Source organism: Campylobacter sp. VBCF_01 NA2 (assembly GCF_027797205.1).
In the GTDB taxonomy this organism is placed as follows: Bacteria; Campylobacterota; Campylobacteria; order Campylobacterales; family Campylobacteraceae; genus Campylobacter_B.
Window position 1 is genome coordinate 153,929 of record NZ_CP115607.1, and the last position, 13,087, is coordinate 167,015.

Below are 13,087 nucleotides of genomic sequence, written 5' to 3' on the forward strand. Positions count from 1 at the left end.
TATCCTTTTAAATTTAATCGAAAGGGCGATTTTACAAAATTTAAGTAAATTTTTGTCTATGTGTGAAATTAAAATTAAAATAATGAAATAAAATCCCATAAAAAGGTATTTTTAAGCTTTTTAAATATATTATTTTATACAAATAAAATCACAAAAAGTAAATGAAATAAAAAGGAAAATTTATGAACGCTAAATTTGCGCTAGAACTTTATCTTAGCAAGGATACGACGCTGATTTCACGCCATATCGCCCTGCTAAAAGCTGTCGATGAGACCAAATCAATCACCAAAGCCGCCCAAAAAATCGGCATTAGCTATAAAAACTGCTGGGATAGCCTAAATTTGATAAACAACGCTAGCAAAAAGCCTCTGATTTCTCGCGCGCAAGGCTCGAAAAAAAATAGTGGCTCGGAGCTTACTGACTACGCTAAAAGCCTAATTCGCTCGTATGATATCATCAGCAGGGTTGGGGATAGCTTTTTGGAGCAAATTTTAAAGGCCGATGATATCAGCGATGAAAATTTAATCGCCTTGGAGCGAATTGGCATAAAACTCTCAGCCAGAAATCAATTAAACGCCGTTATTAGCGAGATTAGCAGAGGCGCGGTCGATAGCATAATCACGCTCATGCTTTCAGGTGGCCAGAAGCTAGATGCGCAAATCACAATCGAAAGTGAAAAAAACCTAGAATTAAGGCCCGGCAAAGAGGTTTTGCTAATATTCAAAGCCCCAAGTGTGAAAATTTTAAAAGGCGAAAATTTGGGCGAGCCCAACGGCGTGAAATGCAAAATCAGTGATGTCAAAATCGGCATTAAAAACGCTCAAATTTGCCTTGATACCGCAGGTCATCAAAACATAATCGCCATAATCTCGCGCAAAAGCGCAAATGAGCTAAATTTGGGCGTGGGCGATGAGGTGATGGCGTGCATAGAGCCTGATGATATCATTATCGGCGTGTGATTTGAGTGATAAATTTTAAAATTTAAAATCCATTTTTTAAGGAGAATTTATGAAACACAAATTTTTACTTTGCGCTCTTGCGCTATGTGGCGTGCTAAATGCGGGCGAGGTATCTATCGCAGCGGCTGCGAATACGACTTACGCTTTTGACGAGATTAAGTCTGAGTTTGAAAAGCTAAACCCAGATACTAAGCTAAATGTGAGCCTTGGCGCAAGTGGTGCGCTAAATACGCAGATAAAAAACGGCGCACCATTTGATATTTTTATGGCGGCTGATATGAAATTTGCCGATGATTTGTTTGAGGCTGGTTTTGCTACGGCAAAAGCGCAAACTTACGCCAAGGGCAAGGTTGCAATGCTAAGCGTGCGTGGCGTGGATTTAGGGAAAGGGCTTGATGCGCTAAAAGACGAAAAGGTAAAAACGATTTCTATCGCAAACCCAAAAACAGCCCCTTACGGCACAGCCAGCGTAAATGCTATGCAAAAAGCTGAAATTTATGATAGCGTAAAAGGAAAAATCGTCGAGGCTAAATCAATCGGCGAAGCCCTAACACAGACGCTAAGTGCGGCTGATGTGGGATTTATCGCAGCCAGTGCGATGTATGCGCCAAAAATGAAAGAGAGTGGTTGCAATGAAAGTGCATGCGAGGAGGGCAAACATTTCGTGCTGGTGCCTAGCTCGCTTTACGAGCCGATCGCGCAAGGCATGGTAATACTTAAAAAAGCCGAAAATAACGCCGAAGCAAAGGCATTTTATGACTTTATTTTAAGCGATAAGGGCAGAGAAATTTTCGCTAAATACGGATATGAGTTTTGAGAGTTAGGGTAGAGCAAATTTTAGCGAGCGAGGGAATTTATAAAATTCTTTTCTCTCACGGGCTTTGCGGAGTTTTTTTAGAACTCCCAAAGCCCCTTAGTGTGGGATTAGGCGTAGAAATTGGCTTTAAAGCGACGCAGGCAGTATTAGCGCGCAAAAAATGTGAAATTTCGGCAGAAAATGAAATTTGCGCCAAAATTTCAGATATTAAATTTGGCGAAATTTTATCAAATTTAAGCTTTTGCAAAAGCGGGCAAAATTTAGAATTTGACATTATCGCAACCACGCAGAGCGTGCGAAATTTAGGGCTTTGCGTGGGCGATGAAATTTACATTTACGCAAATGCAAGCGCGATTTTTATAGAGAAAATTTATGATTAAGATTGATTGTGAAAAACGGCTAAACGAAAATTTTAAAATCAGCGTGAATTTAGAGATAAAAAAGGGCGCCTTTGTCTGTCTGTATGGGGCTAGCGGATCTGGTAAAACCACGATTTTAAGGCTACTTGCTGGCTTTATGAAAATAGATAGCGGGGCGATTACAAACGGCGAAATCGCGCTAGATAATGGGCGAAAATTTATGCACGCTAAGCAGCGTAAAATCGGCTTTTTGTTCCAAGACTACGCGCTTTTTGAGAATATGAGCGTGATAGAAAATCTACTTTTTGCCAAAAAAGATTTGCAAAAAGCGGGCGAAATGCTAAAATTTTTAGAGCTTGAAAAATACGCAAATTTCGCTATTTCGCAGCTCTCTGGCGGACAAAAACAGCGCGTGGCACTTGCTCGTGCGCTCATGCAAAGCCCAGAAATTTTGCTACTTGATGAGCCATTATCGGCGCTGGATTACAAAATCCGTGAAAAAATCCAAGACTATCTCAAAAAAATCCATGAGAAATTTCGCCCTACAATTATCCTTGTCAGCCACGATATCAGCGAGATTTACAGGCTGTGCGAGCGTGTGTATGAGCTAAAAAATGGAAGCCTTGTGCGCGAGGGCTCGCCAAGTGAAATTTTCTTGCAAACTAGCGGTTCGCAAAAATTTAGCTTTCGTGGCAAGGTGGTTGCTTTGCGCGAAGCAGGTGGCGTAAATATCGCTATAATCGCTGTTGGGGCGCAACTTTGCGAAGTGGTTTTAAGCGTGAGCGAGGCTAGGGATTTGCGCGTGGGCGATAGCGTGAGCGTGGGCGCAAAGGCCTTTAATATAAATTTGAAAAAAATCGAGGAAAACAGTGATTGAAGCTTTACAAAATTTAGACCTTACGCCGTTTTTGATTTCGCTTAAACTCTCGGTGGTGACGACATTTACTCTGTTTTGGATTTGCCTGTTTTTGGCATATTTTATGGCGTATAGGGAGTTTCGCGCCAAAAGTGTGATTGAAAGCATCATTTCGCTTCCACTCGTGCTTCCACCAAGCGTGCTAGGATTTTATCTGCTTGTGTTTTTATCGCCGTATTCGACGCTTGGCAGGTTTTTCGATGAAAATTTTGGTGTGCGATTTGTCTTTAATTTCAGCGGTTTGGTGATTGCAAGCTGTATTTACTCTCTACCATTTATGTTTTCACCCCTGCTTAGCGGCTTTCGTTCGCTTCCAATCTCGCTTCGCCACGCTTCGTGGTCGCTAGGCAAGGGGTTTTTTGCTACGCTTTTTAGGGTGCTACTACCTGCGATGAAACCGTCCTTGATAAGCGCTGTGGTGATATGCTTCGCGCACACTATGGGAGAGTTTGGCGTGGTGCTGATGATAGGAGGCTCTGTGAGCGAGCAGACTAAGGTGGCTTCGATCGCGATTTATGAGGCGACTGAAATTTTGGATTTTACCAGCGCGCATTTATACTCGGCGATTATGCTGATTTTTAGCTTTTTGGTGCTTTTGGCTATGCATTTTTTGGGTGAAAGGTCAAATAAAATAAGACTTTAATCACTTTTTTGCTAAAATGGCGCGAAAAATTTAAATTTTTGGCATAAAAATGGAAGATAAAAGAGTAATAACCAAACGATTTTTTATAGCTTTGATTCTTGGAATTTTGGCTATTTTTGCGCTTGTTTTTTGCATTTTTGGCTTTGTGGGCTCAAATATCCAAGCCGAGCTTTCTACCAAATTAAGCGTAGCAAAAAATGCTGTAAAAGACCGCAACGCTGAGCTTTTTAGCGAACTTCAAATTTTATCTGAAAACCTTAAAACCTATCAAGGTTTAAAAACCGAAAACGAGTATGCAAGAAGAACCTTGTATTTCCGTCTCATCGAGCATACAGCCTCGCAAAAGCAAAATTTCGACGCGATTTTTTATGTCAGGGCTGTGGGTAATAAAGACGAGGTTATAGCTTCTTATTTTAATGATTCTGCTATGGCAAATTTGGGCGAACTTAGGCCTGACAATTTTATCTCAAAAATCAAAGACAACCGCTATATATCGCGCTTCATGCAGATTAATGGCGCAAATAGATATTTTTTGATCCAAAAGGTCGAGGCAAATACATTTTTGATAGCCTTTGCAAACACAACCTCGCTAAATGACAAATTTACCGGCCTTGGCGAAATTTTGATTTTTAACAAAGAGGGCGAAATTTTTAATATCACAAACGATATTTTCGCACTTTATACAAATAGATTTGATTTCGAAGGCGAGAAAAAACTCAAAATTTTAAAAAGCCTTGGAGAGCGCAAGTTTGTCTATTTTGAGAAATTTGACGATTCAAACAATTTCATAATGATAAGCAAAAATTTAAAAGAATATCTAAGCTTAAAAAACCTTTTGGTTTTGCTAGCGCTTGGGTTTTTGTTTTTGTATTTGCTAATCACTTTGACAAATTACAAATTTTTAAAACGCCGAATTTTCGAGCCTTTGCACCTGCTTCACAGCTCTGTTTCAGGTGGCGTTTATAAGGCCACGGCGAGTAAAATCGAAACCATGGGCGCGCTAGATCAAATTTTAGAAATCGCGCAAAAACTCGATGAAAGCGTGCAGTATTCGGGCAGGGCTAGCAAGGTGGATTTCACATTTATCGACGCGCTGAAAAAAAGCTCGCTAATGATTTTTAGCGTCGAAAACACAAATGGCATGATAAACAACGCTAGCCTTAGAGCCAAGGAGCTTTACGGCGATGATATCGTGGGCAAAAATATCTTTACACTAGAAGCGACTTCGTTGTATGAAAACGCCCGCCAAAGCCAAATTTCACTTTACACCAAAGAAAATTATGTTATCCACACGCACGATACCCCAAACGGCAAAAAGGATATGTATATCAAAAAGACCTTTGTGCGCAATGGCGAGGATATTTTGGTGCTTTATGTCCTACTTGATGCCTCAAAATACCGCAAATTTTACACCGATACCAAAGAGAAGTATAAATATCTAAATGACGCCCCAATCGTAACCGTAGTCATCAAAGGTGGCGAAATAATCGATGTCAGCGCTAGTTCGCGTGAAATTTGGGGATATGAAAATACTCAAATTTTAGAGGGCAAAACATATTTTTGGAGCTTATTTCAAAAAAGCGACGCCGATTCTTTGCAAAACGAGCTAAGAAACCTTATGAGCGATACTAGGCAAAATAACGAGGTTACAAAGCGGGTTTATCCGATTTTGCATAGAAATTCGATTAGGGCGTTTTATGAGATTACGATTTGTCTGTATAAAAAAGAGCGCAAAGTCGTTATGTATTTTACCAACATACACGATAAGCTCATGGAAATCAACAAACTCAAATCAGATATGAAAAGCAACGAAGAGCTTTTAAAAACCAGATCGTATAGCCCATGCACGATTGATTTGCTAGCCAAAAAAATCATGCTTAGCAAAGAGTATATGGAGATTTTAGGTAGTAAGGAAGCTAGCGTCGATACAGAGATGAGTATAGGCGATTTCGTAGCGAAAATTTACTATGTGGATTTAAAGAAATTTAACGACGAACTTAACAAATGCAAGCTAGGCATAAGTGATGAAATTTCATGCGAAATCAGAATCAAGCTAAACGACGAGCTAAGCGATAACGACGAGCTAAAATACGCGTGGATTAGCCTACAAGGATATGCTAGCAAAAAAGAAAAAAGAAGTGGCGGTGCCGAAGAAATCGTCGCTACTATCGAGGATATCACTGCTAAAAAAGACATTGAAGCTGAGTTAAATCTAAATTCAAATGTATTTTTAAGGTCGTTAGAAGCGATTGTCATCACAGATGATATCGGTAGGATTATCCGCGCAAATAGGGCATTTTATACGATTATGCAATTTAGCGAAACCGATGTCGTGGGCGAGGTGCCAGAGTATTTCAGAGTCGATCATGACGGCGGTATAATGGGCGAAATCAAGGAAAAACTAGACAAAGAGAGCCTAAGCTATACAGATGAAATTTACTGCGTCAAGAAAAACGGCGATGATTTCCCTGCGCTGTTTTCGGCTATCGCGATAAAAGATGAATTTGGCGTGGTAAGCAACTATATTTTAATGTTTAACGAAATTTCTGAGATTAAGAAAAAAGAGAGCGAGCTTGTCAAAATCGCTCACCACGACGCGCTTACAGGCTTGCCAAATAGAATCTACATTATGAACGCAGCGGGCGAGTATCTAAGCGCGGCAAAGGAACAAAACAAGCTTGCGGCTGTGCTATTTATAGATTTTGACGGATTTAAGGCGATTAATGATAATTTCGGCCACGATGTGGGGGATTTGTTTTTGCAAGAGGTCAGCAAGACTATGAATAACCTACTTCGCAAGGGCGATATTTTAGCCAGACTTGGCGGAGATGAGTTTGGCGCGATTATCGGGGATTTGAAAGACGAAAAAGCAGCGCACGCGCTATTAGAGCGACTTTTAGGAATTGCGAATAAAAAATTTAATCTTGATGGCAACGAGGTAAGCGCGAGCGTGAGCGTGGGCGCGGCGTTTTACGACGGAAGCGAAGAAATCGATTTTAACGAGCTTTTAAGCAGGGCAGATAGAGCGATGTATCGCGCTAAAACGAGCGGAAAAAATAGATATTGTATCTTTGATAAAGAGAATTTTGACGATTTGCAAATCAGCGAGGAAAGGCTGAAAAAATCTATCGAAAACAACGAATTTTTCATGCTTTATCAGCCTATCATTGACGATAAAGACAAAATTTACGGCTACGAGCTTTTGTTAAGATGGCGACGCGAAAATTTGGGCGTTTTGTTGCCTAGCGACTTTTTATTTGATATCAGAGAGCCGAAACTTGAAATTTTAATCTCTAAATTTTCATTTACCCAAATGCTGAAATTTAACAAAGAGACAAATTCTCTCTGCTCGATAAATATCAGCCTAGAAGTGCTAAAAAGCGATGAATTTTACCATTTCGCTTCGCGCGCGATAGAAAAATACGCGCCAAAGACTGAGCTATTTATGTTTGAAATCACCGATTTTAACGACAGAACTGCGGCTGATTTTAAACTCATTAGACAAAGATACGCTGATTTTGGCATTAAATTTGCTCTAAATAATGCAAATCACCAAAATTCAAAATACCTAAAAGGTATGCCTTTTGATATCATTAAAATCGATATGAGGCTCTGCCTAGATGTCGCCAAAAAGCGCGAAGGTATAAAAAATCTGCTAGATTTGGTGAAATACTTGCGCGGCGAATTGAAATTTGAAAAACTAGGCGCGCAGGGTATCGAAAACGCGCTCTCACGCCGTTTGCTTAAAAATTTCAAATTTAATTTTATGCAAGGAAATTTCCTCGGAAAAGCCGTCGATAGAAGGGAAATCACCGCTATCATCGCCAAGCTAAAAGAGGCCAAGGGCGCTAAACCAATCACAAAAGATGAGTTTGAAAACTTTTTGATTGCCCTTGATTACAAAAATATCGCGCTTGAATTTTTAGAAAACGCAGAACACGGCGATATCACTGATCTTCGCTTCGAAGTTTTCCAAGAAGAAATCAAAGAGATCAAAACCAGAATCGAAAAATCCACAAGCCATAAATTTATGCTAAATACAGAAATTAATAAGCAAATTTTGGATATTCTTGCGCTTGAATTTGAAGATTTACAAAACTTCATTACAAAATACAAAGCGCGAGTAGATAAGTTTATACTAAATTTGGAGGAATCATGATAAATAGCGTCAGTGCGGACTTTGATCACGAAATACCAAATGGTTCGCGCCTATATTTTGGCACAAGCGCAAAACTAAAAAGAGAACTCGAAAACAAAGCTAGCAAAATTTTAGAAAGTCACGGATTTAGCGAAATTCTCACGCCGTATTTTTCGTATCATCAGCATTTGAGTGTGGCTGGGGCGAAGCTTTTGAAATTTTCCGATCCTAGCAACCACGAAATCGCACTCCGTGCCGATAGCACGGTCGATGTCGTGCGAATCGTGCGCCGAAGACTAAAAGATGAAAGCCTAAAAAGACTTTTTTATATCCAGCCTACATTTAAATATCCTAGCGAGGAATTTTACCAAATCGGCGCAGAGTTAATAGATGAGAGCAACCTTGCCTTGGCGATAAAAATCGCAATACAAATTTTTAGAGAATTTAGCTTAGAACCTGTTTTGCAACTAAGCAATATTGAAATTCCAAAGCGAATTTGCGAAATACTAAATTTGCCAATTAGCATTTTTGAAAAGGGCGAGATCGAGACGATTTTGGCTCAAAACTGCGACTGGCTAGGTAAAACAGCGCGCGCGACAAATTTGGGCGATGTGGAAAATTTACGAAAAATCGTCCCAGAGGAGATCAGGCCTTGTTTAGATGAAATTTTAAATTTAGGCGTAGAGTATAAAAATATCAGAGTTTCGCTTTTGTATTATTCAAAAATGCGCTATTACAAGGCGCTATTTTTTAGATTTTTAGACGAAAATAGCGTGCTTTGCAATGGCGGAAATTATGAGATTGACGGATTGAAGTCGAGTGGTTTTGCACTTTTGGTTGATGCATTGATAGAAAAATTAATGATAAAGGATTAAACATGAGTAAGGTTGATGTAATCGTAGGCGCTCAATGGGGCGATGAGGGAAAAGGTAAAATCGTAGATATGATTAGTGCTAATTACGATTTCGTATGCAGAAGTTGCGGCGGACACAACGCCGGTCATACAATCATCGTAAATGGCGAAAAATACGCGCTTCACCTAGTTCCAAGCGGTGTTTTGCACAAAAATATCATAAATATCATCGGAAATGGCGTGGTCATTAACCCTGATGTTTTAATCACTGAAATGGCGCAATTTGGGGATTTGAAGGGTAGATTTTTTATCAGCGAAAAGGCGTTTTTAAATTTAGAGTATCACTCGCTAATCGACCAAGCTAAGGAAAAATTAAAAGGCGATAAGGCTATTGGCACCACAGGCAAGGGTATCGGACCTGCGTATGCGGATAAAATTTCGCGCACAGGACACCGTATAATCGAGCTTTTAGAGCCAGAGAAACTAACAGAAGCTTTGGTTAGGGATTTTGCGAGCAGAGCGCAACTTTTTGAGAGTTTAAATATCAAAATTCCTGATAAAATGGAAATTTACGAGGAAATCAAACGCTACAAATCTGTGCTAGAACCATATATCGCAAACACAACTAATATGATTTGGAAGGCGCTTGATTATGATAAAAAAGTCCTAGTTGAAGGGGCGCAAGGAAGCTTGCTAGATATCGATCACGGCACATATCCGTATGTAACTAGCTCTTCGACTATCGCAGCTGGGGCTTGCACAGGTCTTGGTTTAGCGCCAAAAGATGTTGGCGAGGTCATCGGAATCGTCAAAGCCTATACTACGCGCGTAGGAAATGGTGCTTTCCCAACAGAGGCCAAAGATGAGTATGGCGATAGGCTTTGCGAAATCGGACATGAGTTTGGCACTACGACAGGTAGAAGACGCAGATGTGGGTGGTTTGACGGTGTAGCGGCGAAATACACATCTAGAATCAACGGAATTGATAAATTTGCCCTTATGAAACTCGATGTTTTAGACGGATTTGAGAGTATTAAAATTTGCAAAGCATACAAAATAGATGGCGAAGTGATTGATTATTTCCCAATCGAGCTTGGCGTGGTAGAGCCTGTATATGAGGAAATGCCGGGCTGGGATAGCGTAAAAGGAATCAAAAAATTTGAAGATTTGCCACAAAATGCGCAAAATTATATTAGAAAAATCGAGGAACTAACAGGCACAAAGGTAGGGTTTATCTCTACTAGCCCTGAGCGAACAGATACAATTATATTATAAGAAAGGCGGATAATGCGAATACAACTAGCACATGTTCCATACATAGCGCAAAAAATTGCGATAGATATATTAAATTCTGGCATGGTTACACTTAGCTCTGGCGTCGAGCCCATAGCCAAGGTAGCCTCAGAAATCATCAAAACTGATTTGCAAAAAGAAAAAGCCATAGACGAGCGCGCTAACGAGCTAATGGACGAGAGAATCGATGAATTTGACGAAATGAATGTAAATAAAAAAGATATGTTTTGGCTCATCAAGCGCAAGCTTGCCGCACAAGAGAATTTCGAGCTGATTTTCGAGGATAGATACTCAAATATTTCGCATGAAATTTTAGAGACAATTTGGAAGAAAAATTTAGTAGATTATCAAGTGAGCGAAAATCGCATCAAAACTATAATTTACAACTCAATCGAGGGGTATTTGAAAATTTACAAAAAAATCGAAGAAGATGTCTATGAACTCATGCAAGGACATGGAAAAAAGCTAATCCCAGGCACCGAGGAATACGAGCTTGTGTTTGCGCAAACTTACGAAAAAGAGCTTAAAAAAAGAGGTATGCTGTGAAAGCGTATGTTTATTTAGAAAACGGCGTGTTTTTGGAGGCAAAGGCGTTTGGCAAGGGTGGAAGTGCCTTTGGCGAGCTTGTATTTAACACCTCTATTACAGGATATGAAGAAATCATCTCAGATCCTAGCTATGCTGGGCAGTTTATAGTATTCACTATGCCAGAAATCGGCATTGTAGGCACGAACAGCGACGATGAGGAGAGTGGCAAAATCCACGCTAGCGGAATTTTTATCCGCGAGTTTAACAACACTCCCTCAAATTTCAGATCCGAGCAAAATTTGGAAGAGTATTTCATCAAAAACGGCAAATTTGGCGTATATGATATAGATACGAGATATCTTACAAAAATGCTTCGCGATGAGGGAAATTTGCGGGTTTTTGTCTCGACTGAAATCAGTGACAAGGAAACCTTGAAAAAAGCTCTTCAAGACTCAGCTAGGATTGAAGAGGTCAATTATGTCAGCATTGTAAGCACCAAAACCCCATATATCCATGAAAAAGGCCATTGGGATGCAGTCAAGGGCGCTTATAGCACGCCGAAAAAAAATGGCAAAAAAATTGCTGTAATGGATTATGGTGTAAAGCGAAATATCCTAAATGAGCTTTGCGATTTAGGCCTTAGCGTGGAGGTTTTCCCGTATAATACTAAGGCAAAAACGCTGATTGATAAATTTAACTCTGGCGAAATTCACGGCGTATTTTTATCAAACGGCCCTGGCGAGCCAAAAATGCTAAAAGACGAAATCGCGCAAATCAAAGAGATAATCGAGGCTAGGATTCCGATTTTTGGCATTTGCCTTGGTCATCAGCTGCTTTCAAACGCTATGGGCTATGAGACATACAAACTCAAATTTGGCCAGCACGGCGCAAATCACCCTGTGCAAAATTTGTTTAACAAATCTATCGAAATCACAGCGCAAAACCACAATTATAATGTGCCAGAATCCATAGCTGAGATTTGCGATATCACGCACAGAAATCTATTTGACGGCACGATTGAGGGCGTGAGATACAAAAACTACCCTGTTTTTTCAGTCCAACACCACCCAGAAGCGAGTGCCGGACCAAACGAAAGTAAATACATTTTCAAAGAATTTTTAGAAATTTTATGATTAGTTTTTTTGCTATCATACCCGCCACGCTAATGCTGAGCTTGACGCACTGCATTGGCATGTGCGGGGGCTTTGTGATAGCTTATAATGCAAAACTAGCTAGCCTTAGCAGGGCTAGGGCGTTTTTTTTCTCGCTTGTTTATCAAATTTGCAGAATTTTCGCTTATATCATGCTTGGCGCGCTTGGTGGGGCATTTGGCTCGGTTATAGTTTTTAGCGATAAAACAGCTGGTTTTATGCAGTTTTGCGTGGGAATTTTATTGATTATTTTTGGCGTTGCGCTATTAAAACGGGGCGTGCTTTTAAAATTTATCGAAAATCAAAAAATTTATAATCTTTTTTTAGCCAAACCAATGAAATTCGCCCTTGGCAGGGAGGATATTTTGGGGTTTTGTCTGCTTGGGTTTTTAAACGGACTTTTGCCATGTGGGCTAGTATATACCTATCTAGCCATGGCGATAATGAGCCACGATGCCATGCAGGGCGCGCTTGTAATGGCGGTTTTTGGATTATCTACCTTGCCTGCGCTATTAGCTTTTGGTGGCGTGGCGAATTTCATCAGCGCAAAATTTTCGCGCGCTATGCTTTATATCTCTTCATTTATCATAATTATTTTTGGAATTTATTGGGCTTATTGTGGATTTATTCTCACAAGATAAATTTTTTAAGTCTTATATAAGTTAAATTTTGAAAAAATGACAAATTACATTTTAAGGGGCGTTTTATGAGTGATATTTTAAAAAATTTAAGCATATTGTTGGTCGAAGATGAGAGTAAGATGAGAAACTCTCTAAGAAATACATTTGAAGGGATTTTTAAAAATGTCTATGAGGCCAAAGACGGCGTAGAGGGACTTAAAAAATTTAAAAAATACAATCCAAATTTGGTCGTTACGGATATTTTGATGCCTATCGAAGACGGGCTTGAAATGACACGCCAAATCAAACAAATCTCCCCAGATACCCCAGTTGTCGTGCTTAGCGGATTTAGCGAGAAGGCTCAGCTTTTAGGCGCAATCGAGGCAGGTGTAGCCAAATACTTTATAAAACCAGTTGATATGGAAGAATTTAAAGAAGCGATAAAAAGCCTAATGAGCGCGAAACTTAGCGTTAGTAGCGTGGTAGAAATTTCAGGCGGATATAGTTTTGATCCGCTAAAAAGGGTCTTAACTCACGGCGAAGAGGAAATTTCGCTTACGAAAAAAGAGTTAGCCTTCATTTCGCTTTTGGTTTCGCGAATCGATACTTTGGTCTTGCACGAAGAGATTAAACGATATGTTTGGGCGAACGACAACTCAGTCTCAGATGTGGCAATCAGAACTTTTATCAAACGAATTCGAGATAAAATCGGCGCAGATGTTATCAAAAATATCCCAAGTTTGGGCTATAAAATCGAATCTAAAAAAGAGTAAAATTTTAGTTGATAAAAATGTCACAAGTTTAAAACTT

At 39.8% G+C, this 13,087-nt stretch carries 11 protein-coding genes and 2 pseudogenes; all 13 read left to right on the top strand.

Annotated features, from left to right (window positions below):
- Positions 1-182: 182 nt before the first annotated feature.
- Positions 183-959: a TOBE domain-containing protein gene (locus tag PF027_RS00875; protein ID WP_270872123.1), complete on the top strand. Its 777-nt coding sequence runs from the start codon at positions 183-185 to the stop codon at positions 957-959.
- A gap of 49 nt (positions 960-1,008) precedes the next feature.
- The gene (gene modA, locus PF027_RS00880) at positions 1,009-1,776 is read left to right on the top strand and encodes a molybdate ABC transporter substrate-binding protein (protein ID WP_270872124.1); all 768 of its coding nucleotides are present in this window, start codon (positions 1,009-1,011) and stop codon (positions 1,774-1,776) included.
- Positions 1,773-2,156 (top strand): hypothetical protein, encoded by a 384-nt coding sequence (locus tag PF027_RS00885; protein ID WP_270872125.1) that lies wholly within the window; start codon positions 1,773-1,775, stop codon positions 2,154-2,156. The genes modA and PF027_RS00885 overlap by 4 nt, the downstream gene beginning before the upstream one ends.
- Complete coding sequence (locus PF027_RS00890; RefSeq protein ID WP_270872126.1) at positions 2,149-3,012, top strand: ABC transporter ATP-binding protein; 864 nt, start codon at positions 2,149-2,151, stop codon at positions 3,010-3,012. Before PF027_RS00885 ends, PF027_RS00890 begins: the two co-directional genes overlap by 8 nt.
- Entirely contained in the window at positions 3,008-3,694 is a 687-nt protein-coding gene (gene modB, locus PF027_RS00895) for a molybdate ABC transporter permease subunit (protein ID WP_442867882.1), read from the top strand. Before PF027_RS00890 ends, modB begins: the two co-directional genes overlap by 5 nt.
- A 49-nt stretch (positions 3,695-3,743) precedes the next feature.
- The gene (locus PF027_RS00900) at positions 3,744-7,853 is read left to right on the top strand and encodes a sensor domain-containing diguanylate cyclase (protein WP_270872128.1); all 4,110 of its coding nucleotides are present in this window, start codon (positions 3,744-3,746) and stop codon (positions 7,851-7,853) included.
- Positions 7,850-8,707, top strand: a complete 858-nt coding sequence (locus PF027_RS00905; protein WP_270872129.1) for an ATP phosphoribosyltransferase regulatory subunit — start codon at positions 7,850-7,852, stop codon at positions 8,705-8,707. The genes PF027_RS00900 and PF027_RS00905 overlap by 4 nt, the downstream gene beginning before the upstream one ends.
- A 2-nt stretch (positions 8,708-8,709) precedes the next feature.
- On the top strand, positions 8,710-9,960 hold the full coding sequence (locus PF027_RS00910; protein ID WP_270872130.1) for an adenylosuccinate synthase: 1,251 nt from the start codon (positions 8,710-8,712) through the stop codon (positions 9,958-9,960).
- Between the two features lie 12 nt (positions 9,961-9,972).
- The gene (locus PF027_RS00915) at positions 9,973-10,524 is read left to right on the top strand and encodes a DUF507 family protein (RefSeq protein WP_270858407.1); all 552 of its coding nucleotides are present in this window, start codon (positions 9,973-9,975) and stop codon (positions 10,522-10,524) included.
- Positions 10,521-11,639, top strand: a complete 1,119-nt coding sequence (gene carA, locus PF027_RS00920; protein ID WP_270864827.1) for a glutamine-hydrolyzing carbamoyl-phosphate synthase small subunit — start codon at positions 10,521-10,523, stop codon at positions 11,637-11,639. The genes PF027_RS00915 and carA overlap by 4 nt, the downstream gene beginning before the upstream one ends.
- Positions 11,636-12,298, top strand: a complete 663-nt coding sequence (locus tag PF027_RS00925) for a sulfite exporter TauE/SafE family protein (RefSeq protein ID WP_270872131.1) — start codon at positions 11,636-11,638, stop codon at positions 12,296-12,298. The genes carA and PF027_RS00925 overlap by 4 nt, the downstream gene beginning before the upstream one ends.
- A 119-nt stretch (positions 12,299-12,417) precedes the next feature.
- Positions 12,418-12,663 (top strand): annotated as a pseudogene (locus PF027_RS08235) (response regulator transcription factor); the annotation flags it as partial.
- 138 nt (positions 12,664-12,801) lie between these two features.
- Positions 12,802-13,050: pseudogene (locus tag PF027_RS08240) on the top strand (helix-turn-helix domain-containing protein); the annotation flags it as partial.
- Positions 13,051-13,087: the final 37 nt, after the last annotated feature.

Coding starts and splice junctions, on each gene's coding strand:
- PF027_RS00910 (WP_270872130.1), top strand. CDS start 8,710: ATGAGTAAGGTTGATGTAATCGTAGGCGCTCAATGGGGCGATGAGGGA.
- PF027_RS00925 (WP_270872131.1), top strand. CDS start 11,636: ATGATTAGTTTTTTTGCTATCATACCCGCCACGCTAATGCTGAGCTTG.
- PF027_RS00915 (WP_270858407.1), top strand. CDS start 9,973: ATGCGAATACAACTAGCACATGTTCCATACATAGCGCAAAAAATTGCG.
- PF027_RS00875 (WP_270872123.1), top strand. CDS start 183: ATGAACGCTAAATTTGCGCTAGAACTTTATCTTAGCAAGGATACGACG.
- PF027_RS00890 (WP_270872126.1), top strand. CDS start 2,149: ATGATTAAGATTGATTGTGAAAAACGGCTAAACGAAAATTTTAAAATC.
- modA (WP_270872124.1), top strand. CDS start 1,009: ATGAAACACAAATTTTTACTTTGCGCTCTTGCGCTATGTGGCGTGCTA.
- PF027_RS00900 (WP_270872128.1), top strand. CDS start 3,744: ATGGAAGATAAAAGAGTAATAACCAAACGATTTTTTATAGCTTTGATT.
- PF027_RS00905 (WP_270872129.1), top strand. CDS start 7,850: ATGATAAATAGCGTCAGTGCGGACTTTGATCACGAAATACCAAATGGT.